Origin of the sequence: Streptomyces sp. NPDC021020, assembly GCF_044333285.1 — a bacterium.
Taxonomy (GTDB): domain Bacteria; phylum Actinomycetota; class Actinomycetes; order Streptomycetales; family Streptomycetaceae; genus Actinacidiphila.
On the sequence record NZ_JBIRQQ010000005.1, the window covers coordinates 469,107 to 492,817 of the forward strand.

Consider the following 23,711-nt stretch of genomic DNA (forward strand, 5'->3'; position numbering starts at 1 on the left):
CGGGCCGGGCGGGGCGCTGAGGCGGGCCGGGCGGGGCGCTGGGGCGGGAGCGCGGAAACGCCCGCGGAAACGCGGCTTGCGTTGGAGCGGACTCCAACTCGTAGCGTCATGGTCATGACCCACGGAACCGCAGCTCACGCACCCCGCCCCGGCGACCGGGACCGCGACGACGACCGCTACGCCCGCGGCCTGGCCGCACTCCGGCTCGTCACGGGCAGCGAGCACAACGCCGTCCTCGACCCGGTCGCCGAGATCGCGCCCGACCTCGCGCGCTTCACCGTCGAGTTCGGCTACGGCGACATCTGGTCGCAGCCCGGACTGACCCCGCGGCAGCGGCAGATCGGCACCGTCGCGGCGCTCGCCGCCCTCGGCAACGCGGCGCCGCAGCTGCGCTTCCACATCGCCGGGGCCCTCAACGTCGGCTGCACGCGGCGGGAGATCGTCGAGACCTTCATCCACACGACCGTCTACGCCGGATTCCCGGCCGCCCTCAACGCGCTGGCCGCGGCCCGCGAGGTCTTCGCGGCACGCGGTGCGGAAGAGGCGGAGCAGACCGCGTCGGAGCCGGAGGACGGGCGGGACCGGTACGCGCGCGGCCTGGACCTGCTGCGCGCGGTGGACGGCCCGGCGGGCCCGCACGTCGTCGACTCGCTCGCGGACATCGCCCCGGACCTCGGCCGCTACCTGGTCGAGTACGTCTTCGGCGACGTCTACGCCCGCACCGGCCTGGATCTGCACACCCGCGAGCTGGCCAGCGTCGCGATGTGCACCGCGCTCGGCACGGCGGGCCCGCAACTGCGCGTCCACCTGCGGGCGTTCCTCAACGTCGGCGGCACCCGCGAGGAGATCGTCGCCCTGCTCACGCAGCTCGCCGGATACGCGGGATTCCCCGCGGCCCTCAACGGCGTCGCGGCGGCCCGGGAGATCTTCGCCGAGCGGGACGCGGCGGACGCGGCGGATACGGCAGGGGAGTGACCGCAGGTGTGTGACCCCGGTTCAGGGGCAAGTGGCCACTATGGGCATCATCGGATGGATCGTACTGGGACTGCTCGCGGGCGCCATCGCCAAGATCATCCTGCCGGGCCGCGACCCGGGCGGGCTCATCGGCACCACCCTGATCGGGGTCGTCGGCGCCTTCCTCGGCGGCTGGCTGTCGGCGAAACTGTGGGACAAGCCGGTGCCCCACCATTTCTTCGACGGCAGGACGTGGGTGGCGGCGATCGGCGGCTCGCTCGTCCTGCTCATCGCCTACCGCATCCTCTTCGGCGACTCGCGCGCCCGCCGCTGAGGGCCCTTCCGGGGCCGGGCGGCGGCATCGACAGCCGGGGACGGCATCGCTAGTCTCGATGTCATGACCCTGCTGGTGAGCCGCCGCCATGTGGACCACGGCCGCGCCACCACCACCGGGTGTCGCCGCGTCAGCTGACGCGGCCCCCTCCCCGTTCCGACTCCTCGTCCGTACGAGGGTCCGTACGAGGGCCGCTTCCTTCCCTCCTGCTTCCTGCCGGGCGGCCCCGCACACCCCTTTCTCCGCAGCGCTGCGTGACCGCGTGCGGCCGCCGGGCATCCGACCCTGCCGCAAAGGACCCCGCTCATGCGTCCGCACGCCCCGCGCCGCCGCCTGCTGACGGCGCTGGCGACCGCCGCCGTCGCCGCGCTCACCGCCACCGCCACGGCCTCCGCCGCGACCCCCGGCTTCGGCCCGCTGCCGCCGCAGAACCCGGCCACCGCGCCGAACGGCACCGCCACCATGCACGGCGACAGCGCGTCGAGCGACACCACCCCGTACGCCGGACCCGGCACGGGCTCCGTCAACTGGAGCCGTACGGCGCTGGCGTCGGCCTGCCCCACCGTCGTCATCGGCGCGGACGGCTACCCCGTCACGCTGTGCACCACGATCTTCGGCCAGACCCCGACCGTGCACCTGCTCGACCCGGCGACGGGCGGCGACCTCGCCTCCCTCGCCCTGCCCAAGGGCAGCCTCTTCGGCGGCGTCTACGCCTACCTCGACCAGTCCGGCGCGCTCGTCGTCGTGGACGGCGACGACAACCTGCTGCGCATCGGCCACCACCAGCAGGGCGGCAGCTGGAAGCTGACGGTCGACCAGTCCACCTCGCTGGCCGCCGCGCTGCCCGCGGGGGACGCCATCGTCGGCCTCAGCCCCGGCTGGGACGGCCGGGTGTGGTTCGCGAGCGCGGGCGGCGTCATCGGCACCGCCGACACCACGACCGGCGCGGTGCACACCCTCAGCACGGGGGAGGGCATCGGCAACAGCATCTCCACCGTGCCCGGCCACACCGCCGTGGCCACCGACCACGCCCTCTACCTGCTGGACGAGACCGCCGACGGCACACCCGTGGTCGAGTGGCGCGCCCCCTACGACCGCGGCCCCGGCCGCAAGCCCGGCCAGCTCACCTGGGGCACCGGCGCCACCCCGAGCTTCTTCGGCCCCGGCGACGGCACCGAATACGTCACCATCACCGACAACGCCGCCCCGCACGAGAACCTGCTCGTCTACCGCGTCGCCGACGGCCCCGCCCCGGTGTGCACCACGCCCGTCCTCACCCAGTACGCCCAGAGCGGCACCGAGGACGCCGTCATCGCCAGCGGCAGCAGCGTCATCGTCACCAACACCTTCGGCTACGCCTACCCAGCCCTCCCGGACGGCGCCCCGCCCAGCGTCCCGTCCTCCGCGAGCTTCGACGGCGGCCTGAGCCGGATCGACGTGGACGCCGACGGCGGCGGCTGCCACGTGGTGTGGAACAGCACCGTCAAGTCGGCGGCGCTGCCCCGGCTGTCGGTCGGCGACGGCCTGGTCTACACCCTCACCGTCAGCGGCCCGACCGACGTGATCGGCTCCAACACCTTCGCCGCCTACTCCTACGCGGCCCTCGACCCGGCGACGGGCGCGGCCGTGAAGACCTCCGCCATCGGCCTCGGCCTGCTCTACAACCCGCTCCAGATGACCGGCACGACAGCCCCCGACGGCACTCTCTACCAGGGCACCGAGACCGGAGTGCTGCGCATCACCCGCCGCTGACCGCCGCCTCCGCCCCGACCGGCGGCAGCTGGCGGGTGATCGTCGGGTCGGTGATCGACGCGTCGTCCGCCAGCAGGAACGCCTTGGACAGCACCACCGCCAGCATGCCGCCGTCCTCCTCGAAGGGCAGGAAGACCCGCCCGGCCGCACCCTGCGGCCGGGCGGGCACGATGCACAGATAGGCGTCGTGCGGCTCGACCAGCACATTGCCCGAGCCCAGGTGGATGCGGTACGTCGCCCGGTCGCCGCGCACCCGCAGGAAGCGCCCGGCCAGCTCCACCCGGTCGGCGATCCTGGTCCGCGGCAGCAGCCGGGCCAGCGCCTCCCCGCGCATCTCGGCGGACGGCGGCAGCTCCCCGAAGGCCGCCTCGTGCCACCGCCCGGCGAGCCGCCCCTCCGCGGCGTCCCGCCAGTCCGGATCGCCCGCGATCGAGGCCACGCCCACGAAGAGGTCCACATCGCGCAGCGCCTCGCTCAGCACCAGCGGCGGCACCTCCACCAGCGCCACCGGCACCCACGCCTTGGCGCCCGCCGCCTGCCGCTCGAACCGCACCCGGTTGGTGGAGCACAGATCCCCCAGGCCCGACAGCGCCCGGGTCTCCTCGACCAGCTGGTAGTCGAAGCGCGCCCGCCACTCCACCGGACCGGCCGCGGGCACCACCCGCACCGCCTCGCCCTCGTAGCCGCCGTCCCAGAAGCCCAGGTGCGTCGCCGACCAGCCGCGCGCCGCCATCAGCGAACGGGCCTGCCCGAAGCGCAGCACCTGCGCCGCGAAGCGGTTGGAGTAGCCGCCGGTCGCCTCCTCCGCGGGGGTGAGCGGGTAGATCTCCCGGAAGACCTGCTTGAACGGCTGCCGCAGCTCCCGCCCCGTCACCTCCGTCCGCCACGCGGCCACTTCCGAGACCTCCGCCCGCAGCGGGTGCCACATCCGCACCCGGTCGGCGGCGCCCACCGGGACCGCCGTGCCGTCCGCCCCCGCCAGCACCCACCCGGCACCGGCCCGCTCCGGCAGGCCCGCCCGCCAGCCGTCCTCCCCGGGCCCCTCCGGCCGCCCCGGCGCGTCCGCCGGGCGCACCTCCCACAGCAGGGCCTTCGCCTGCGCCCCGACCACCGGGTGGTCGGCGTACCAGCGCTGCCACTGCGCGCCGCTCCAGCTCGCCCCGGACGCCAGCAGCTCCTCCAGCCGCAGCCGCTCGGCCGCCAGCAGCTTGCGCAGCCCCTTCAGCTCCTCCCGCAGCCCCGCCACCTCACCGGCCGCCTCCCGCTTCGCCGACGCGGGCGGCGCCGCGACCCGCCGCCCCGCCGCCGTCACGAACGCCAGCGACGCCTTCCCCGCCGCGTCCACCGCCAGCACCGCCGTCGAACCGTCCGGCAGCGCCACCTCCCGCCGGTGCTCCCCGTCCAGCCCCGCCGTCGGCACCGCCCGCTCCCGCAACTGCGACGGCGCCAGCCCCGCCCGCCCCCCGATCTCCCGCTGCGCCCGCTCGGCCCCCTTGAGCACCGTCCGGTTGCGCACCTTGTCCCGCAACGAGGCCAGCTCGCCCACCGCGTGAGCGCCCAGGTCGCCGTCGAACCCGGCCAGCACCGCCACCGCGGTGTTCGCCACCTGCTCGTTGCGCGACTCGCCGCCCCTGCCGCCGATCCCCGTCCCGGCGTGCCGCGCGCACTCCCCGAGCAGCCGCACCACCTCCTCGCCCGCGGCCTCCTCCGGCACGAGCCCGGCCAGCGTCCACAGCAGGCCCCGCACCAGGCAGGTGTTCGCCCGGCCGGTCAGCCCGCGGGACCGGCCCTGCTCGCCGTAGCTCCAGCGCATCACGTACCGCCCCTCCGGCTGGGCGGCGAACGCGGCCACCAGCTCCCGGACCGCCTCCGCCCCGCGCGGCGCCGCCCCGACCAGCTCCGCCGCCCGAGCCCGCCACCGCACCCCGGCCCTGACCTGCTGCAGCGTCACGCAATGTGCCAGCAGCTCCGGCACCCCCGGCGACGCCAGCAGCCCGGCGTGCTCCGCCCGCATCCGCGGCCCGTACGCGTCGTCGTCGTCCAGCACCGACCAGTGCAGGCCCGAGCCGTCCGGCGGGAGCAGGCCGTCCAACCGGCGCAGCAGCTCCTGCTGCACCGCGGACGGCGCGTCCAGCACCTGCAACCACCGCCCCAGCGCCTCGACCTCCTTGCGCCACCCGGCCGTTGCCTCCCCGTCCGCCGACTCCAGGGCCGCCACCGCCAGGACGAGCGCCCCGCGCGACCGTGTCCGCAGATCCCCCGGGTCCGCGAGGATCCGCCCCAGCAGCTCCTGGACCTGCTCCGGCGCCCACCGCAACGGCATCTCCGCGAGCGCCAGCACCGCCGCCTCGGCCGCCTTCTCCCGCCCGGGCCTGCGCAGCCTCCCGTGCAGATGCAGCGCCGCCCTGCGCTGCTCGGGCTCGGGAAGGCCCAGCACCAGCCGCCCCACCTCCGTGTCGGCGAACTCCCGCCCGTGCACCCCCTCCTTGTCGTCCCGCCCCACCGCCGCGTCCAGCCGCGCCGCCAGCAATATCGCCATCCGCCCCACCCCTGCGCCCGGGCCCCGGCAGGGGCGCCGTCCTCCGACGGTCAGCAGAGTAGGCAACCCCACCGACACCCGGGCCCGCGGCCTACGCCACGCCGAACCACCGCCCTCCCGCCGCGCGCAGCTCCGCCAGCTCCTCCGAGGTGGGCTCCGCCGCCGAACTCACCCACGCCACATAGGAATCCGGCCGGATCAGCGCTGCCGTGAAGGGCGCCGCACCCGGCGGCCGGACCGACGCCCGCACCACGTCCACCCCCGCGGCGCCTTCCGCCGTCCCTTCCGAGGCCCAGCCCTCGGCCACCCGCGCCGCCGCTGCTCCCTCCGTCAGATCCAGCAGCAACGGGCGCCCGCTCCGCGCCAGTTCGGCCAGCCGCACCTGCCCCTCGGCCGTCACCAGCGGCACATCGGGCACGAACCCGCCCAGCAGCGGATGCCCACCCGCCGGACCGCCCCCCGGGCCACCCGAGCCGCCCGCCGGACCGCCCATCTCGTAGCGCAGGTCGGAACCGGCTATCAGCGCGGCCACCCGCGCCACCGCCGACGCGTCCCGCAGCAGCTCGCCCATCAGCTGGCGCAGCACGTCCACATCGCTGCCCGGCATGTGCAGGGCGTGCTGGGCCTGCGCGGAGACCAGGGTGCGGCGGGCCGCGGCGCCGCGTTCGGTGTCGTAGCTCCGCAGCAGGCCCTCGGGCGCGGTGCCCGCGAGGGCCGCCGCCAGCTTCCACCCGAGATTGACCGCGTCCTGGAGCCCGGCGTTGAGGCCCGGGCCGCCGCCGGAGGCGTAGACATGGGCCGCGTCCCCGACCAGGAAGAGCCGTCCTTCCCGCATCCGCTCCGCCACCCGTGTGTTGCCGCCCTTGAGCCGCCGCAGCACATGCGGGCCCTCGCCCTCCGGCGCCTCCCACGGGATCTCCGCCCCGAGCACCCGGGCCGTGCTCGCCCGCATCTCCTCCAGGCTCATCGGCTCGTCGCCCTCCACCGGCTCCCACTCGGTGGTGGCCACCAGCGGCGGCCGGCCGGGCAGCGGCGCCCAGGTGAAGGCCCCCCGCTCGGTGCGCAGCGGCAGGAAGGGCGGCACCGTCCCCACGCCCGGCACCCGCAGCCCCGCCGCGTCCGCCCACCCCGGGGGCAGGGACACATGCGCATGGCGCCCCACCGAGCGGTCGTACGTCACCCCGGGGAAGCCGATCCCGGCGAGCTTGCGGGTCGGGCTGTGCGCACCGTCGGCCCCGACGGCGTAACGCGTCCGCAGCTCGTAGACCCCCGCCGGGCCCGACACCTTCAGCTCGACCCCGTCCTCCCGCAGGACCAGGCCCACCACCTCGTGGCCGGTGCGTATCTCGGCGCCCAGCTCGCGCGCGCGTTCCTCCAGCACCTGCGCGATCCGCTGCTGCGGCACCGCCACCGTGTAGACGGGGCTCTCCTGGAGCAGGCTCAGATCCAGCGGCATCCCGGAGAACATGAAGCCCGTGGTGTTGGGCCGCGGCGCCCCCGGCTCACCTGTCAGCGGCTCGCTCAGCCCGCGTCGATCCAGCGCCTGCACCACCTGGCCCACCAGGCCGTTGGCCTTCGGCTCGCGCCCCGGCTCCGCAAGCTTCTCCAGCACCAGCGGCCGCACTCCGAGCAGCCCCAGCTCGGCGGCCAGCATGAGCCCGGCGGGCCCGCCGCCCACGATCACGACATCCTCGGCCGACACGTTCCTTTCGGCCCCTTCGCCCGCAATCTTCCCGGTCATCAGGACGCACTCCTCCCAGCTCTCCACGCACGGTTGTCGTTTCTCCGGTCGTCGACCGGTGCGGCCCAGCGGCTTCACGCCGCGGGCGTCAGCTCTCCGCGGGGGCGCCGTCCGGCGAGGACAGGCCCGTCCGCAGGTGGTGCAGGGCCTCGTCTATCAACGGGGCCAGCGGGACCGGGGGATCGGCCCGCAGCCAGTGGGCCAGCGTCGCGCCCATCGCGGCGCCGACCGCGGAGGCGACCAGCTTCGGATAGAGGTCGGCCACCGCGTCCGTACCCGTCCGCGCCGCTATCGCCTCGGCCAGCACGCCCTGCGCGGCCTGGTCGGCGCGCATGACCTCGGCCTGCACGGCGGGCTCGGTCAGCACCTCCCATATCGCCTCCCGGTGCTGCCGCCGGGGTGTCCGCTGCTGGTGCGCCGCGCTGTCCTCGGGTGCGAACTCGAACCGCAGGGCCGTCCCTATGGCCTCGAACAGCGGCTCCACCGCGGGCCGTTCGCCGACCGCCCGCGCGACCCGCGCCATCCGGTCCAGATGCGTCGCCGCGACCGCTTCCGCCTTGCCCGAGAAGTAGTTGCGGAACGTGCGCTCCGAGACGTTCACCGCCGCGGCGATGTCCTCGACCCGCACATTCGCCCACCCCCGCTTGACCGCGAGCGCGATCGTGGCCTCACTGAGCGCCCGCCGCGTCTGCTGCTTCTTGCGCTCGCGCAGCCCCGCCGCCTGCTCGCCGCCCGGCTGCCCGTCCGCCTGCTCGTCCGTGAGCCCCCGCGCGGGCTCACCCGCGAGCCCTTCCGCCTGTCCGTCCACCGGTCCGCCCCCTCGCTCTCCGTTCTCCGCTCTCCATCCTCCCCGTGACCACCAAGCTAGCAATTCTTTCCGATCCGGAAAACCTGCCCTGTGGAAAACTTTTCCGATCCGGCAAGATTATCCGACCTTCGGCCCGCGCCCACTCGATTCGGCCGCGGCGCCGCCGCTGTCAGTGGTCGCCCCTACGCTCGCGGTCATGGGAATGGTGACCTTCGTCGACGAGACGACATCAGGGGAGAACCGCGACTCCTGGGGGCTGGAATTCGTGGAGGAGCGCGTCAGCGCCCGCGAGTTGATCAGGCGCCGGGTCTTCCAGGAGGTGGCGGAGTACAACGCGAAGCAGCCCGGCCTCTTCCAGGGCCTGGTCCAGCCGACCGACGCCGAGCGCACGCTGAACGGCTACCGGCTGCGCACCCCGCGCCGGCTGGACGCCGAGCGGCAGTTCGAGCTGGCCGTCGAGGCCTTCGGGCGCAACGGCTTCCTGCTGCTCGTCGCCGACCGCCAGATAGAGGACCTGGACGAGGAGGTCGACATCTCCTCGGGCACGGCGGAGGCCGTCTTCCTCAAGCTCGTGCCGCTGGTGGGTGGCTGATGGCCGCCATGGGGGAGCACGTGGTGGCGGTGCGCGGGCTGGTCGCCGCCGGGGACATGGGCGCCCTGGCCCAGCGGCTCAGGAACGCCTGGGTCACGGCCGGCCCGAGCACCTCCGGAGCCGCGAAGATGCTGGCCGCCGTCGACACGCTGGCCCCCGAGCAGCGCCGCGCCCTGGTGGAGGCTCTGGCGGCGGGCTATGCCGACCGGCCGCCCGCCGATGCCGACGACCGGCAGAGGCTCCTGACGGTCATCGTCCTCGCCGCGCGCGGCACGGGCCTCGACCCGCTCGCGGAGGAGCGCGCCGCCCGGCTCGCGGAGCACGGCGGACTCAGCGTCGCCTGGTACGACCACGGGATCGACGTGCTGGCCCGGGCCGAGATCACCGCGGGCCGCGCGGTGCCCGCCGGAGCGGTCGCCCTGCTGCGCCGCAGTGTGCTCGCCGGCTACGCGCCCCCGGAGTACGCGACCCTGCTCAAGAAGCTCCCCGACCCGCCGGTCAACCCCGGCGAGGCCTGGTCGGACGACGCGCTCGCGACCGCCGCGCTGCTCGGCGAGCCCTGGACGCTGCTGCTGCGGCACGCCGCCACCGCCACCTCGGCCCGCCCCACCGCCCGCTGGGAGAAGGAAGCCCGCGCCCTGGTCGACCGGATCGGCGCGGACGCGGTTCGGGACAAGGCGACCGCCTGGCTCGGCATGGCGGGGCGGCCCAGGACGGTCCCCTTCACCGATCCCGAACATTTCGCCGCCGACCCCAACGCCCTGATCGACGCCTACAACGCCAACGCCCTGCGCGGGCTCGCCTGGACGCTCGCGCTCCTCCCGCCGCACCCGGCGGTCCCGCGCGCGCTCGGCTCCCTCGTCGACGGGTGCCTGCGCAAGGTCCCCGGCCACGGGCCGCGCAACCCCAAGCTCGCCAACGCCGGGGTGACGGCGCTGGCCCGCTGCGAGGGTGAGGCGGCGCTCGGCGAGTTGGCGCGGCTCGCCGCCCGCGTCACCTTCCGCGGCACGCTCAAGCAGATCGACCGCGCCCTGGAGGAGCGGGCCGAGGCGCTCGGCCTCAGCAGGGAGGAGATCGAGGAGCTGGCGGTCCCGGCCTACGGGCTCACCGAGGTCGGGCTGCGCCCGCACGCGCACGGCGAGTTGGCCGTACACGCCGGGAAAGCCGTCCTGACGTGGCGCAACGCGGCGGGCAAGCAGGTCAAGGGCGTCCCGGCGGCGGTGCGGCGCGACCACCCGGAGGAGGTCGCGGAACTCAAGGCCGCCGCCAAGGACGTCGACCGCATGCTCGGCGCCCAGTCCGAGCGGCTGGACCGGCAGTTCCTGGCCCGCCGCCGGTGGGCGTACGCCGCCTGGCGCGAGCGCGTCCTCGACCACCCGCTGGTCGGCACCCTCGCCCGCCGCCTGCTGTGGACGGTCGACGGCCGGGCCTGCGGCTTCGCCGACGGCGAGCTGCACACCCTCGACGGCGCGCCCGTCACCACCGGCGGGAGCGTCGAGCTGTGGCACCCGGTCGGCCGGGAGGTCGCCGAGGTCATGGCCTGGCGGGATTGGCTGGAGCGGCACGGCGTCACCCAGCCGTTCAAGCAGGCCCACCGCGAGGTGTATCTGCTCACCGACGCCGAGCGCCGCACGGCCACGTACTCCAACCGCTTCGCCGCGCACGTCCTGCGCCAGCACCAGTTCCAGTCGCTGGCCGCCGTCCGCGGCTGGAGCAGCAAGCTGCGGCTGGCGGTGGACGACACGTATCCGCCCGCCGTACGCGAGCTGCCCGCGTGGGGGCTGCGCGCGGAGTTCTGGATCGAGGGGGCGGATGTCCACGACATCACCGGCCCGGGCAGCTACCTCCATCTGACGACCGACCAGGTCCGCTTCCACCGCATCGGCGCGCCCGGCAACTGGGCGCACGCGGGCGGTGGCGGCTACCGCCCCGACCGCCGCGGCACCCCGGCGCCCGGGGACGGGGCGCTGCCGCTGGAGGAGATCCCACCGCTGGTGCTCAGCGAGGTGCTGCGCGACGTGGACCTCTTCGTGGGCGTCACGAGCGTCGGCAACGACCCGCTGTGGCAGGACGGCGGTCCGGACGGCCGCTACCGCGACTACTGGCACAGATACGGCTTCGGCGAGCTGACCGTGTCCGCGCAGGGCCGCCGCGACGTCCTCGCCCGGCTCCTCCCGCGGCTCGCGACAGCCGAGCGGTACACGATCGAGGGGCGCTTCCTGCACGTCCGCGGCGACCGGCACACGTACCGCATCCATCTCGGCTCGGGCAACATCCTCATCGCCCCGCAGGACCGCTACCTGTGCATCGTGCCCGGCGCGGCCAAGCCCTCCGACGCCGGATATCTGCCCTTCGACGGCGATCGCACGCTCGGCCTCATCCTCAGCAAGGCCCTGCTGCTGGCGCGCGACACCGAGATCACCGACCCGACGATCCTGAGCCAGCTGTGACAGGGACCCGGCGGTGAAAAGGCCGCACACACAGAAAAGCCCCGGCCCCCGGGCGCACCGCGCGCCCAGGGGCCGGGAAGAACAGCAGCAGCCGGAAAAGCTCAGTACCGCCGGGTGATCAGCGCCCGCTTGACCTCCGCGATCGCCTTCGTCACCTCGATGCCGCGCGGGCACGCGTCGGTGCAGTTGAAGGTCGTGCGGCAGCGCCAGACGCCGTCCTTGTCGTTCAGGATCTCCAGCCGCTGCTCCCCGCCCTCGTCACGCGAGTCGAAGATGAAGCGGTGCGCGTTGACGATGGCGGCCGGGCCGAAGTACTGGCCGTCGTTCCAGAAGACCGGGCAGGACGACGTGCACGCCGCGCACAGGATGCACTTGGTGGTGTCGTCGAAGCGCGCGCGGTCCTCGGCGGACTGCAGCCGCTCCCGGGTGGGCTCGTTGCCCTTGGTCACCAGGAAGGGCATGACGTCCCGGTAGGCCTGGAAGAACGGGTCCATGTCGACCACGAGGTCCTTGAGCACGGTCATGCCCTTGATGGGCTCGATCGTGATGGGCTTCGTGGGGTCGACGTCCTTGATCAGGGTCTTGCAGGCGAGCCGGTTGCGCCCGTTGATCCGCATCGCGTCGGAGCCGCACACACCGTGCGCGCACGAGCGGCGGAAGGTCAGGGTGCCGTCGATCTCCCACTTGACCTTGTGCAGCGCGTCCAGGACGCGCTCCTTGGGGTCGATCGGGATCTGGTAGTCGACCCACTCGGCGTGGTCCGCGACCTCGGGGTTGAAGCGGCGCACCCGCAGGGTGATCGTGACCAGGTGGGACGCGCCGGCCTCGGCGGCGTCCAGGGCCGCGGAATGCCCGCCGTCGAGCGTCGGAGTGCTCGGGGTGCTCATCAGTACTTACGCTCCATCGGCTGGTAGCGGGTCTGCACGACCGGCTTGTAGTCCAGGCGGATCGTCTCGGCGCCGGTGGCCGGGTCGAACTCGCGGTAGGCCATCGTGTGCCGCATGAAGTTGACGTCGTCGCGGTTGGGGAAGTCCTCGCGGTAGTGGCCGCCGCGGGATTCCTTGCGGGCGAGCGCGGACACGGCCATGACCTCGGCCAGGTCCAGCAGGTTGCCCAGCTCGACGGCCTCCAGCAGGTCGGTGTTGAAGCGCCGGCCCTTGTCCTGCACGGAGACGTTGCGGTAGCGCTCGCGCAGCTCGCCGATCTTCTCGACCGCGGTCTTGATGGTCTGCTCGGTGCGGAAGACCATCACATTGGCGTCCATGCACTCCTGCAGCTCGCGCCGCAGGTCGGCGACCCGCTCGGTGCCGGTGGACTCGCGCAGGTGCTCGACGAGCTCCACGACCTTCTCGGCCGGGTTGTCCGGCAGCGGCACGTAGTCGTTGGCGTGCGCGTACTCCGCGGCGGCGATGCCGGAGCGGCGGCCGAAGACGTTGATGTCCAGCAGCGAGTTGGTGCCCAGCCGGTTCGCGCCGTGCACGGACACGCACGCCACCTCGCCGGCCGCGTACAGGCCCGGCACCACCGTGGTGTTGTCGGACAGCACCTCGCCCTGCACGTTGGTGGGGATGCCGCCCATGGCGTAGTGCGCGGTGGGCTGGATCGGGATCGGGTCGGTGTACGGCTCGATGCCCAGGTAGGTGCGCGCGAACTCGGTGATGTCCGGCAGCTTGGCGTCCAGCTGCTCCGGCGGCAGGTGCGTGAGGTCGAGGTAGACGTGGTCGCCCTCGGGGCCGCAGCCGCGGCCCTCGCGGATCTCGGTGTAGATCGCGCGGGAGACGACGTCGCGCGAGGCGAGGTCCTTCATGACGGGCGCGTACTTCTCCATGAAGCGCTCACCGTCCTTGTTGCGCAGGATGCCGCCCTCGCCGCGGGCGCCCTCGGTGAGCAGGATGCCCATGCGCCAGATGCCCGTCGGGTGGAACTGGAAGAACTCCATGTCCTCCAGTGGCAGCCCGCGGCGGAAGACGGCGGCCTGGCCGTCGCCGGTGAGGGTGTGCGCGTTGGAGGTCACCTTGAAGAACTTGCCGGTGCCGCCGGAGGCGTAGATGACGGCCTTCGCCTGGAAGACGTGGATCTCGCCGGTCGCCAGCTCGTACGCCACCACGCCGGCCGACCGCTTGACGCCGTCGACCTCGGTGAGGAGCTGGTCCAGGACGTAGAACTCGTTGAAGAACTCCACGCCCTCCTTGACGCAGTTCTGGTACAGCGTCTGGAGGATCATGTGACCGGTGCGGTCGGCGGCGTAGCACGCCCGGCGGACCGCGGCCTCGCCGTGGTTGCGGGTGTGGCCGCCGAAGCGCCGCTGGTCGATCCGGCCCTCGGGCGTCCGGTTGAACGGCAGGCCCATCTTCTCCAGGTCGAGGACCGCGTCGATGGCCTCCTTCGCCAGGATCTCGGCGGCGTCCTGGTCGACCAGGTAGTCACCGCCCTTGATCGTGTCGAAGGTGTGCCACTCCCAGTTGTCCTCCTCGACGTTCGCGAGGGCCGCGGCCATGCCGCCCTGGGCGGCGCCGGTGTGGGAGCGCGTGGGGTAGAGCTTGGTCAGGACGGCGGTGCGGGAGCGCTTGGTGGCCTCGATGGCGGCGCGCATACCGGCGCCGCCCGCGCCGACGATGACGGTGTCGTACTTGTGGATCTGCATTGGGGTCGCTTTCCCTGTCCCAGCCCTGGCTCAGCGGATGTTCGGGTCGAAGGTGAAGATCACCAGCGAGCCGAGCGCGATGGTGAAGACCACCGCGGTGTACAGCAGCGTCTTGAGCCAGACGCGGGTGTTGGCCTGCTCGGCGTAGTCGTTGATGACGGTCCGCAGACCGTTGCCGCCGTGCAGCATGGCCAGCCACAGCATGGCCAGGTCCCAGAACTGCCAGAACGGCGAGGACCAGCGGCCGGCGACGAAGGCGAAGCCGACCTTCTGCACACCGCCGTCCAGGACCAGCTGGATCAGCAGGTGGCCGAGCACCAGCACCACGAGCACCACGCCGGACAGCCGCATGAAGAGCCAGCCGTACAGCTCGAAGTTGGTGCGGGTGGCGCGCGGGGTGCGCGAGGTGCGGGCCCGCGGCGGCTCGATGACCGGCGCCGGATTCGCGGGGCTGTACGGGGCGACGCTGGAACCGGTCAGTTCGACGGCGTCGGAGATGTCAGCGGACATGGCTCAGTTCCCCCACAGGACTCGTGCGGCGTGGCCGAGGACGGGGTAGATCGCGCCGAGCATCAGCAGGATCCACACGCCGAGCACCGTCCACAGCATCTGCTTCTGGTACCGCGGGCCCTGGGTCCAGTAGTCGACCGCGATGATCCGCAGGCCGTTGAGGGCGTGGAAGAGGATCGCGGCGACGAGGCCGTACTCCAGCAGGCTGACGATCGGGGTCTTGTAGGTCGATACGACCTTGTCGTAGTCCTCGGGGGAGACGCGCACGAGTGCGGTGTCGAGGACGTGGACGAACAGGAAGAAGAAGATGAGGACACCGGTGACTCGGTGAGCCACCCAGGACCACATGCCTTCCCGGCCGCGGTACAGCGTTCCTGCCGGCACGGAAAAAACCCTCCGGGAGCGGGGCGAGGGGGTGCCGGCCAGTGTGTCGGTCACGCCCGGCCGGGTACGGTCCACCGGCCCCGGCCATCGTAGCGACGTGATCCGGCCTCGGGACGGCGGGGTGGGCCAGGTGTGAGCGATCCCGCACGGTCGGGTGAACGCGACGGCTCGAACGCACGCAGCAGCCGGGCCCGGCACAGGCCGCGCAGCTGCTCCGCGGTGACCACCGACTCCTCGTCCGTGTCGTGCCCGAGACGGATCCGCAGGCTGAGGAGGGTCTGGTCGAGCGCGGTGGCCGGGTCGGCGGCGGCGCGCTCGTCGAGGGCGAGGATGAAGGCGTGGCCGAATTTCGCTTCGTAGTGGGCGTGCGCGGCCCGCAGCGCGGTGTGCACGCTGAGCCCGCCGCGGTCGGCGAGCGCGGCGGGCCGCTCGGCGGCCAGCGCCTCGGCGAGATCGGCCGAGGTCAGGTCGTACGCCGCTTCCTCCGCGGCCGCCAGCAGGGCGTCGACGGTCGGGTACGGGCGGTGGGCCGCGAGCCGGCGGGCCCACCGGTGGCTGCCGCAGCACGCCAGCAGCGCGGCCTCCGCGGCGGTGACCGGCGCCCCGTTGAAGCGGGAGAGCGGCGACGGCGCGGCGGCAGGAGCGGCGAGCGGGGCCGGCACGGAAGGCGTGACGGCCTCGGAGGCGGGGTCGCTGGACAGCAGCGGGGCTCCAGGAGAGTGAACGGGGCGGCCCTACGGCGGAAGTCCACTCTAGGCGGGACCTCTTCGAACACGGCAGGCGGATATCCGAACTTCACCCGTTCGGGCCTCTCGTGTCACCTCCGGTTGACGCGTACGCCGCGCGGCGGCCCGGCGCCCCACCTGTCGGTCCAGTCCGAACGACCTCAGTCCCACCAGAACGACCACAGGCGCTCGCCCCGCAGCGCCTCCGCGTACTCGGCGAACGGGAAAGCGCCGTCGTTCAGGTTGGTCGCCCCCGTCAGGACGTGCTCCAGCGCCACATGCGCGGCGTGTCGCGACGCGAGCGGCGGCGAGGCCACCGACACGAAGAGCGAGGCGCCCTCGAAGCCGATGACGCGCGCCCCGAAGCGGTCCTCCCAGGTGCGCAGCAGCGCGGACAGCTCCAGCGCGGGCGCGTCGGCCTCCCAGCCCACGGCGGCGGGGATGTCCGCGCTGCGCGCCACCTGGACGAGCGCGACATAGGCCACGAAGCGCGTCGTGAAGTAGTGCAGCATCTGCCCGACCGCGACCCGCGCCACCGCGTCCGGCGACGGCCCCTCGTGCGGCTCCGACGCCGCCGCGAGCCCCGGCCACGCGCCGTACGGCACCCGGAGCCCCGCGCCCTGCCCGGCACCCGCCGTCGAGTCGGGGCCCGACCGCCCGCGCGGGGGCCACAGCACCGGCCGCGCCGCCCGGCTCAGCTCGTACGACTGCCAGGAGTCGCGCAGGGACTCGGCGACGTCGACAGCGGCGACCTCCTCGGGCCCCTGCCCGTTGCCGTGCCCGCAGGGCCACGCCATCAGCACCGGATACCAGCCGGTGCGGCGGTGCTGGCGGTGGCAGGACGTCCATAACCGCCCGGGCGCGACGACGGGTTCGTGGCTCATCCACAGACCCGGGGCGGATCCGGCCACCACCCGGCCCGGGGGGAGGCCGTCGGGGAGGCGGTCCACATGCATGGCGGCGGGCTCCTCCGTGGCGCGCGCCCGGATGCGCGGCGCGCACCCGGGCAGGTGTTACGAGTGACGACGGCCGGGGGCCGCCTCCCCCCACAGGAGCGTCCCCGGCCGCCGACTTGTACGGCGTATCCCAGACCAAAAGTGTCACAGGCCCGTATGAGGCAGGATTGGCCGTGTGTTCGAGGGGGTGGGGCCGGACGTGGAACTGCCGGAGTCTCTGGAGGCCGCGGTCAGTGCGGCGCAGCAGGGCGACGAAGGGGCGTTCCGTACCGTCTACCGCGCTGTGCAGCCGCAGTTGCTCAACTACGTGCGCAGCCTGGTCGGTCCGGGCGAGGCCGAGGACGTCGCGTCCGAGGCGTGGCTGCAGATAGCCCGCGACCTGCCCAACTACCGCGGCGGCAGCGGGTCGATCCGCGGCTGGGCGGCGCGGATCGCGCGCAACCGCGCGCTGGACCACATCCGCGCGCGGGCCCGCCGGCCGGTCGCGGGCGGCGGCGTGGACGACCTGGTGCAGATGCCGGACCGGTCGGACACCGCGGGCGAGGCGCTGGACGCGGTCGCGACCGACCGGGCGCTCTCGGCGATAGCGGCGCTGCCGCGGGAGCAGGCGGAAGCGGTGCTGCTGCGGGTGGTGATGGGACTCGATTCAACCAGTGCGGCAAGAGTGCTCGGGAAACGGGCCGGATCGGTGAGAATGGCGACTCACCGCGGGCTGCGGCGGCTCGCCGAGATCCTGGAGTACACCGACGAAGGGGGCGGGAAGGGCTACCGGGACGGCGAGGGGGACGAGGACGACGGGAGCGGCGGCGAGGAGGGCCGGCGCGGCGTCCCCGGGCAGCGGCCGGCGGACCGGCAGAACGCGGATGTGACGTTTTCCGCGTCCAAGGCGCTGTGAGTGTGAGGGAGTGGGATGAGCGACAACGCGCGACGTGACACCGCATCCACGGACCTGCCCCACCCGGCCCGTCACCCCTACCGGGCCCGGCGGTACGAGCACCGCCCGGCGGTCTACCCGGTGCCGCGCTCCGAGCGCCGCCCGGCGGCCGCCCGGGGCCAGAACTGGCCCGACGCCCGTACGGCCGAGACGCTGCTCGACGGCGGCACCGCCACCGCGGCGGCCGGGGAGCCCGCCGACCGTCTGGTGCGGCTGCTCAGCGCCGCCCGCGAGGTGGGCCCCGTGCTGGACCCGGCCCGGGAGGCCGCCGCGCTCGCCGCCTTCCGCAGCGCGGTCGCCGGACGGGCCGCCGGCGGGGAGGCCCCGCGGCCCCGGCGGCTGGCCGCGCTGCGCGCCGCGTTCGCGGTACGCCGGCCGCGGGTGATGGCGGCCGCGGTCGTGTCGGCGCTCGCGCTCGGCGGGGTCGTCGTCGGGATGGCCGCCGCCGCCCGCTCCCTCACCCCCGGCGGGGCGGGCACCAGCCCGCTGGAGACCCGCCCGCCCGCGGCCGTCTCGCCCGACGGCGGCCGGCTGGGCCCGTGGACCGCGGGCCCCGTCACCCGCTCCCCGGCGCCGCGTTCGACCGGCGGCCCGCAGCGCGAGCACGACACGGGCCGTACCGTCCGCGGCTGCCGCAACCCCGCCGCCGACCACTGCCGCACCGGCTCGTCCACCGGCAGGGGCAACGGCTCCCGCACGGGCGGCAGCGGCCAGGGCGACGACAACGAGCGGGGCAGCGGGCAGGGCGGCGGCAACGGCCAGGGCAACGGCCAGGGCGGCGGCCAGGGCGGCGACAACGACCGCGGAAAGGGCCGGGGCGGCAGAGGCGGCGCGTCCGGCGGGGACGCGGGGCCCGGACGGGACGGCTGGGATTCCTGGGGCGAACGCGTCTCCTCGCCGGGCAGCGCGGGGCCGCGCGCCACCCGCCCCGGCTACCGCTCCCCGTCGCGCCCGCCGGGCAGGTGACACTTCTGACGGTTCGTGCGCTGTAGGGAGTAAGGCCGACTGGTCATCGGCCCCGATGACCCCGGTTCTCCCCGTACCGGGGTTTGACACGGAGCGCGGCCGGGCGCATTCCCCCTGCCCGGCCGCGCTCCTCAGCGCTGTCGGCCGTGCCGTGTCACCAGTAGACGACGACCTTGTCGCCGACCTCGACCTCGTCGAAGAGCTTGGCGATGGCGGCCTTGTCGCGGACGTTCACGCAGCCGTGGGAAGCCCCCGCGTAGCCGCGCGCGGCGAAGTCCGAGGAGTAGTGCACGGCCTGGCCGCCGCTGAAGAACATCGCGTACGGCATCGACGTGTGGTAGATCGTCGAGACGTGGTCGCGGCTCTTGGAGTTCACGTGGAAGAGGCCCTCGCGGGTCGGCGTGTACTGCGACCCGAAGCGGACGTCCATGGTGGCCTGCACCTTGCCGTCGACGACCCACGACAGGCTGCGGGTGGTCTTGCTGATGCACAGCGCGCGGCCGGTCATGCAGCGCGCGTCCAGCTTCTGCGCGGGCTTGGCCGGGGCCGGCGGGTACAGCTCCTTGTGCGTCGGGGTGTGCGTCAGCGCCGTGAGCTTCGACCAGGTGGCCTGGGTGACGCTGCTGCCGCTGCCGGACAGGCCGTGCCGCTCCTGGAAGTCGCTGACCGCGTGCTCGGTCACGGTGCCGTAGTAGCCCGTGGGGTTGCGGGAGAAGAAGTGCAGCTGGCCGAGCCGGGCCTGGAGCTCGCGGACCTTCGCGCTGGTCTGGCCCGACGCCATCAGGGCGGCCGGCTTCGCGGGGGCCTTCGTGGTCGGGGTGTCCGAGGGCTTGGGCGCCGTGGTCGTGGGCGCCGCCGTCGTGGTGGGCGGTGCGGTGGTGGCGGGCTCGGTCGTGGCGGGCGCGTCCGTGGTGGCCGCCGGGTCGGCCGACGCCGTGGCCGACGCCGACGGCTCGCCCTCCGCGTCGCTGCCGTCCGGGCCGCACCCGCTCAGCAGCGCGGCGGCCAGCGCCGCTCCGACCGCCGTCGCCATGGGCAGCGACATCCGCCGTCGTCTGCCGCTGCTTCCTCTGCCTGTACCTGTCGACATCGCTGGTTATCCCCTTGATCAGCCGTTGTGCCCGCATAGACACGATTCCGGCGCGCACGGTTCCACCGCTGCGGGCCGCGGACTCCGTACTGTGAGGAAGGTCCCAGCTCGCGGCGCTGCGTCCCGCGCGGGCCCGCCGCTACAGTCCGTGTCGGTAACTTCGCCGGTTCCCCCCGGCCCGCAAACCCCCACCCCACCCCTGTCCGTCCATTCGTCCTTCCGGACATTCCGGCTTCCCGGACATTCCGGCCACTGAGCAACGCGGAGGCGTGCAGCATGACGCGCGAGTCGGAGAGCGGCCTGCCGATCGAACCCGTCTACGGCCCGGAGGCGCTGGCCGGCTGGGACCCGGCCGAGCGGCTGGGCGAGCCGGGCGGCTACCCGTACACCCGCGGGGTCTACCCGTCGATGTACACCGGGCGGCCCTGGACGATGCGGCAGTACGCGGGCTTCGGCACCGCGTCGGAGTCGAACGCGCGCTACAAGCAGCTCATCGCCAACGGCACCATGGGCCTGTCCGTGGCCTTCGACCTGCCCACCCAGATGGGCCACGACTCCGACGCGCCGCTCGCGCACGGCGAGGTCGGCAAGGTCGGCGTCGCGATCGACTCCGTCGACGACATGCGGGTGCTCTTCGACGGCATCCCGCTGGACAAGGTGTCCACGTCGATGACCATCAACGCGCCCGCCGCGCTCCTGCTGCTGCTCTACCAGCTCGTCGGCGAGGAGCAGGGGGTGCCGGCGGACAAGCTCACCGGCACGATCCAGAACGACGTGCTCAAGGAGTACATCGCGCGCGGGACGTACATCTTCCCGCCCAAGCCGTCGCTGCGGCTCATCGCCGACATCTTCGCGTACTGCAAGGCCGAGATCCCGAAGTGGAACACCATTTCGATCTCCGGCTACCACATGGCCGAGGCCGGCGCGTCGCCCGCGCAGGAGATCGCCTTCACGCTCGCCGACGGCATCGAGTACGTGCGCACCGCGATCGCCGCCGGGATGGACGTGGACGACTTCGCGCCGCGGCTGTCCTTCTTCTTCGTCTCGCGCACCACGATCCTGGAGGAGGTCGCGAAATTCCGCGCCGCCCGGCGGATCTGGGCCAAGGTGATGCGCGAGGAGTTCGGCGCGAAGAACCCCAAGTCGCTGATGCTGCGCTTCCACACCCAGACCGCGGGCGTCCAGCTCACCGCGCAGCAGCCCGAGGTCAACCTCGTACGGGTCGCGGTGCAGGGCCTCGCCGCGGTGCTCGGCGGCACGCAGTCGCTGCACACCAACTCCTTCGACGAGGCGATCGCGCTGCCCACCGACAAGTCCGCGCGCCTGGCCCTGCGCACCCAGCAGGTGCTGGCGTACGAGACGGACGTCACGGCGACCGTCGACCCCTTCGCGGGCTCCTACGTCGTCGAGAAGCTCACCGACGACGTCGAGGCCGCGGCCCTCGACCTCATGGCCCGCGTGGAGGAGCTCGGCGGCGCGGTCGCCGCGATCGAGCACGGCTTCCAGAAGTCCGAGATCGAGCGCAGCGCCTACCGCATCGCCCTGGAGACGGACGCGGGGGAACGCGTCGTGGTCGGCGTCAACCGCTTCAAGCTCGACGAGGAGGAGCCGTACGAGCCGCTGCGCGTCGACCCGGCCATCGAGGCCCAGCAGGCCGCGCGGCTGGCCGCGCTGCGCGCCGGACGCGACCAGGACGCGGTCGACACGGCGCTGGCCGCCCTCCAGAAGGCGGCGGGCGGCACCGACAACGTCCTCTATCCCATGCGGGACGCGCTGCGCGCCCGCGCGACGGTGGGCGAGGTGTGCAACGCGCTCCGCGCGGTGTGGGGGACGTACGTGCCGTCCGACACGTTCTGAGGCTTCCCCCCGCGTCCTTCAGGCGCGCGCCCTCCTGCTCAGGGCGCGCGCCCGGCGCGCCACGCGGCGGACGACGCGGTTGCGGGGGACGAAGGAGAGCTTGGCCGGGACGCCTCCCGGCAGGCCCAGGGAGGTCAGGCGGCGGCGCTTGAAGTACGGCCAGGTGCGCTTCGTGAGATGCGCGGTGAGCCAGGCGGTGGCCTCGTCGCGCAGATGCGGATACGCGGCGGACTGCATGCAGAAGCCGACCGTGCGGATCAGCGGGGTGAGGTCGGCGGCGACGGACTCCGGGGTGGGCGGGGTCCACGCGCGCACCGCCGCCGGGGCGGTCAGCTCCGGCAGGAGCGCGTGCACGATCGTGACCGGCACGCGGTTGCTGTTCTGGTACGGCGAGAGCCGCTCCAGCAGCAGGTCCGTGCCGGTGCGGGCGACCGGGATGCCGTAGAGCGCGGACGCGGTGAGCAGCGCGGTGGAGAAGCAGCCGGCGACGAGCGCGGGGCGGGCCTTGAGGTAGACGGCCTCGGCCAGCACGGGCGTGTCGAGCACCGTCAGCCGGCAGCCGAGGCGTTCGGCCTCCGCGACCAGCGGCTCGGTCCAGCTCGCGGGCGCGGTGGGGTGCGGTTTGAAGACGATGTCCCGGTGGCCGAGCGCGGCCGCGCCGCGCACCATCGACAGGTGCAGCTCCTCCTCCTCGCGCACGCTGAGGATGTTCAGCGCGGAGAGGTACTGGCCGAGCAGCAGCGCGGCGCCCTGCGGGAGGCCGGCGAGGACGTCGGCGCCGGCGGAGGCCTCCGCGACCTCCTGGAGGACCTTGGTGAATTCCGCGCTCGGCACGACCTGCGGCTCGACGCCGAACTCGCTGAGCAGCAGCGGCCGCAGGCCCGGCACGAGGTCCAGGTGCAGCAGCCGGTCGATCCGGGTGTCGACGAGCAGGCCGAGCTTGTTGCGCGTCGGGCCGTAGGACATGAGGCCGTCGGCGTAGACGGTGATGGGCGCCCCGGTGAAGACCTGCGCGAAGGCGAGCGAGGGGGCGACCTGGATGGACTCGACGACCAGGTCGACGTCGTCGTCCCCGAGGTCCCACAGCATCCGCACATGCCGCTCCCACATCGGGATCTCGTTGACGCGCGGGGTCCAGCCGCCCGGGTGCAGCGGGCTGACGAGCGCGTTCCAGGAGACCAGCCGGTCGAAGCGGGAGCGCAGCGCGGCGAAGCCGGGCGCCTCGTCGAGGGCGGGGTGCGTCTCGGGCACGGAGGCGTTGTTGCTGACCACGAGGATGCGGCGGTCGGCGGGCGGGAGGGCGCCGGCGTCGACGGCGGCGGCGAGCGTCGCGGCCCCGTAGAGGGTGGACGCCATGAGCAGCTGGGTGGTGGCCATCACGCGGCCTCCGTTCCGTTGCCGGTGCCGGAGCCGCCGCCGGAGCCGCCGCCGGACCGCCAGCGCAATCTGCGGATCTTCGTGCTGCGTTCGATATCCATCGCGTCCAGAACCGCGTTCAGCGTCTCCGCCGGCAGCCGGCCGAGAGCGGCGGCGCTCACCGACTTGAGGCGGCGTGCGACGGCGGGTTCGAAGCGGTCTATCTGTTCCAGGTGGAAAATGACGAGCGCGCAGAACTGCCGGATGGCTTTCGGCAGGTAGCGCTCGCCCTCAGGGTCTTTCGCGAGCATGTCGAAGACCAGTTCGCACGAGCGGACGAAATCGAGTTGGCGCTCGTCGCCGATGCGCGTGAGCGAGGTGCTCACATCACGGCGGTAATGCATCCCCAGCAGGCCGACGACACCGACGGATTCGGCGTTCAGGTGCATCCGCCACGCCCACAGCCGGTCCTCGGCGGTGCGCAGATCCTCGGGCATGCGCAGCAGGCCGCGGTCCACGGTGCGCCGGTGGTAGGCGCCGAAGGGCAGGTTGGGGTAGTCGACGAGCGAGGGCCGCTCGGCCGGCAGGATGCACGCGCGCGGCGCGAGCACGGCGTTCCGGCGGCCGTGCGGCGCCCGGACGATCTCCCGGTTGGCGCCCGTGCACTTGACGTGGTCGGTGCGCAGGAAGTCGACGTCCAGCTCCTCCATCGCGTGCACGAGCCCGTCCAGATAGCCCGGGGCCATCCAGTCGTCGCCGTCCATGAAGGTCAGGTACCTGCCCTCGGAGGCGTCGATTCCGGCATTGCGCAGGGCGGACACGCCGCCGTGCTCGCGCCGCAGCACCCGCGCGCCGGGCAGGGTCCGCGCTCCTTCTTCGAGCAGCCGCGGCGTCTGGTCCGAGGACCCGTCGTCCATCAGCAGGAACTCGTAATCCGGACGGTTGTTCGCGCGCAGACTTTGCAGTGCGTCGGGCACGAATTGCTGCACGTTGTAGAACGTCACGATGACGGAGAGCTTGACCACCCGATGAATCCTATGGTCCTGCGGCCCGGGGCACTTGGCGACCGGGGGACGTTTGGGTAAACGGAAAATGGCCAACCGGTGACGCCGCTGATCG

Annotated in this window: 20 protein-coding genes; 8 read left to right on the top strand and 12 right to left on the bottom strand. The window is 73.6% G+C overall.

The features are described from left to right. The first annotated feature begins 114 nt into the window (after positions 1–114). The 3 genes from ACH4SL_RS17355 to ACH4SL_RS17365 all read left to right on the top strand — a co-directional run bounded on the left by ACH4SL_RS17355 (position 115) and on the right by ACH4SL_RS17365 (position 3,040). Positions 115–975 (top strand): carboxymuconolactone decarboxylase family protein, encoded by an 861-nt coding sequence (locus tag ACH4SL_RS17355; RefSeq protein ID WP_398446172.1) that lies wholly within the window; start codon positions 115–117, stop codon positions 973–975. A 40-nt stretch (positions 976–1,015) separates the two neighbouring features. Continuing rightward, a complete protein-coding gene (locus ACH4SL_RS17360; RefSeq protein ID WP_398446174.1) occupies positions 1,016–1,288 on the top strand; it encodes a GlsB/YeaQ/YmgE family stress response membrane protein in 273 nt (90 codons plus the stop codon). Positions 1,289–1,594: 306 nt separating this feature from the next. Next, positions 1,595–3,040, top strand: a complete 1,446-nt coding sequence (locus ACH4SL_RS17365; RefSeq protein WP_398446176.1) for a hypothetical protein — start codon at positions 1,595–1,597, stop codon at positions 3,038–3,040. On the opposite strand, the gene ACH4SL_RS17370 is transcribed toward ACH4SL_RS17365, so the two are convergent. The 3 genes from ACH4SL_RS17370 to ACH4SL_RS17380 form a co-directional block, all read right to left on the bottom strand. Next, positions 3,027–5,579, bottom strand: a complete 2,553-nt coding sequence (locus ACH4SL_RS17370; RefSeq protein ID WP_398446178.1) for a DUF4132 domain-containing protein — start codon at positions 5,577–5,579, stop codon at positions 3,027–3,029. The two genes, ACH4SL_RS17365 and ACH4SL_RS17370, sit on opposite strands and share 14 nt — an antisense overlap. Positions 5,580–5,670: 91 nt before the next feature. After that, a complete protein-coding gene (locus tag ACH4SL_RS17375; RefSeq protein WP_398446180.1) occupies positions 5,671–7,320 on the bottom strand; it encodes an FAD-dependent monooxygenase in 1,650 nt (549 codons plus the stop codon). Positions 7,321–7,408: 88 nt separating this feature from the next. Next, positions 7,409–8,128, bottom strand: coding sequence for a TetR family transcriptional regulator (locus ACH4SL_RS17380; RefSeq protein ID WP_398446182.1), 720 nt, complete (start codon positions 8,126–8,128; stop codon positions 7,409–7,411). 196 nt (positions 8,129–8,324) lie between these two features. On the opposite strand from ACH4SL_RS17380, the gene ACH4SL_RS17385 reads away from it, so the two are divergent. Both ACH4SL_RS17385 and ACH4SL_RS17390 read left to right on the top strand, forming a co-directional pair. After that, the gene (locus ACH4SL_RS17385; protein ID WP_398446184.1) at positions 8,325–8,720 is read left to right on the top strand and encodes a hypothetical protein; all 396 of its coding nucleotides are present in this window, start codon (positions 8,325–8,327) and stop codon (positions 8,718–8,720) included. Further along, positions 8,720–11,170, top strand: coding sequence for a DUF4132 domain-containing protein (locus ACH4SL_RS17390; protein WP_398446186.1), 2,451 nt, complete (start codon positions 8,720–8,722; stop codon positions 11,168–11,170). The genes ACH4SL_RS17385 and ACH4SL_RS17390 overlap by 1 nt, the downstream gene beginning before the upstream one ends. Before the next feature lie 101 nt (positions 11,171–11,271). On the opposite strand, the gene ACH4SL_RS17395 is transcribed toward ACH4SL_RS17390, so the two are convergent. The 6 genes from ACH4SL_RS17395 to ACH4SL_RS17420 all read right to left on the bottom strand — a co-directional run bounded on the left by ACH4SL_RS17395 (position 11,272) and on the right by ACH4SL_RS17420 (position 16,389). Further along, a complete protein-coding gene (locus ACH4SL_RS17395; protein WP_398446188.1) occupies positions 11,272–12,057 on the bottom strand; it encodes a succinate dehydrogenase iron-sulfur subunit in 786 nt (261 codons plus the stop codon). After that, complete coding sequence (sdhA, locus tag ACH4SL_RS17400; RefSeq protein WP_398446190.1) at positions 12,057–13,814, bottom strand: succinate dehydrogenase flavoprotein subunit; 1,758 nt, start codon at positions 13,812–13,814, stop codon at positions 12,057–12,059. The genes ACH4SL_RS17395 and sdhA overlap by 1 nt, the downstream gene beginning before the upstream one ends. 30 nt (positions 13,815–13,844) lie before the next feature. Continuing rightward, positions 13,845–14,324, bottom strand: coding sequence for a succinate dehydrogenase hydrophobic membrane anchor subunit (locus ACH4SL_RS17405; protein WP_398446192.1), 480 nt, complete (start codon positions 14,322–14,324; stop codon positions 13,845–13,847). Positions 14,325–14,327: 3 nt separating this feature from the next. Next, positions 14,328–14,708, bottom strand: a complete 381-nt coding sequence (gene sdhC / locus ACH4SL_RS17410) for a succinate dehydrogenase, cytochrome b556 subunit (RefSeq protein ID WP_398446194.1) — start codon at positions 14,706–14,708, stop codon at positions 14,328–14,330. Positions 14,709–14,758: 50 nt separating this feature from the next. Continuing rightward, the gene (locus ACH4SL_RS17415; RefSeq protein ID WP_398446197.1) at positions 14,759–15,370 is read right to left on the bottom strand and encodes a 2-oxo-4-hydroxy-4-carboxy-5-ureidoimidazoline decarboxylase; all 612 of its coding nucleotides are present in this window, start codon (positions 15,368–15,370) and stop codon (positions 14,759–14,761) included. A gap of 224 nt (positions 15,371–15,594) precedes the next feature. After that, a complete protein-coding gene (locus tag ACH4SL_RS17420) occupies positions 15,595–16,389 on the bottom strand; it encodes a DUF4253 domain-containing protein (protein WP_398446199.1) in 795 nt (264 codons plus the stop codon). A 175-nt stretch (positions 16,390–16,564) separates the two neighbouring features. Here ACH4SL_RS17420 and ACH4SL_RS17425 point away from each other — a divergent pair, with 175 nt between their 5' ends. Beyond that, complete coding sequence (locus ACH4SL_RS17425) at positions 16,565–17,284, top strand: RNA polymerase sigma factor (protein WP_398446201.1); 720 nt, start codon at positions 16,565–16,567, stop codon at positions 17,282–17,284. A gap of 15 nt (positions 17,285–17,299) precedes the next feature. Next, on the top strand, positions 17,300–18,289 hold the full coding sequence (locus tag ACH4SL_RS17430; protein WP_398446203.1) for a hypothetical protein: 990 nt from the start codon (positions 17,300–17,302) through the stop codon (positions 18,287–18,289). 154 nt (positions 18,290–18,443) lie between these two features. Here the strand turns inward: ACH4SL_RS17430 and ACH4SL_RS17435 are convergent, their stop codons facing one another. Next, the gene (locus ACH4SL_RS17435) at positions 18,444–19,334 is read right to left on the bottom strand and encodes a L,D-transpeptidase family protein (RefSeq protein WP_398446205.1); all 891 of its coding nucleotides are present in this window, start codon (positions 19,332–19,334) and stop codon (positions 18,444–18,446) included. Between the two features lie 321 nt (positions 19,335–19,655). Between ACH4SL_RS17435 and ACH4SL_RS17440 the strand changes: the two genes are divergently transcribed. Continuing rightward, positions 19,656–21,236 (top strand): methylmalonyl-CoA mutase, encoded by a 1,581-nt coding sequence (locus ACH4SL_RS17440; RefSeq protein WP_398446208.1) that lies wholly within the window; start codon positions 19,656–19,658, stop codon positions 21,234–21,236. An 18-nt stretch (positions 21,237–21,254) separates the two neighbouring features. Here the strand turns inward: ACH4SL_RS17440 and ACH4SL_RS17445 are convergent, their stop codons facing one another. Next, the gene (locus ACH4SL_RS17445) at positions 21,255–22,613 is read right to left on the bottom strand and encodes a polysialyltransferase family glycosyltransferase (RefSeq protein ID WP_398446210.1); all 1,359 of its coding nucleotides are present in this window, start codon (positions 22,611–22,613) and stop codon (positions 21,255–21,257) included. After that, complete coding sequence (locus tag ACH4SL_RS17450; RefSeq protein WP_398446213.1) at positions 22,613–23,617, bottom strand: glycosyltransferase family 2 protein; 1,005 nt, start codon at positions 23,615–23,617, stop codon at positions 22,613–22,615. The genes ACH4SL_RS17445 and ACH4SL_RS17450 overlap by 1 nt, the downstream gene beginning before the upstream one ends. Positions 23,618–23,711 lie beyond the last annotated feature (94 nt).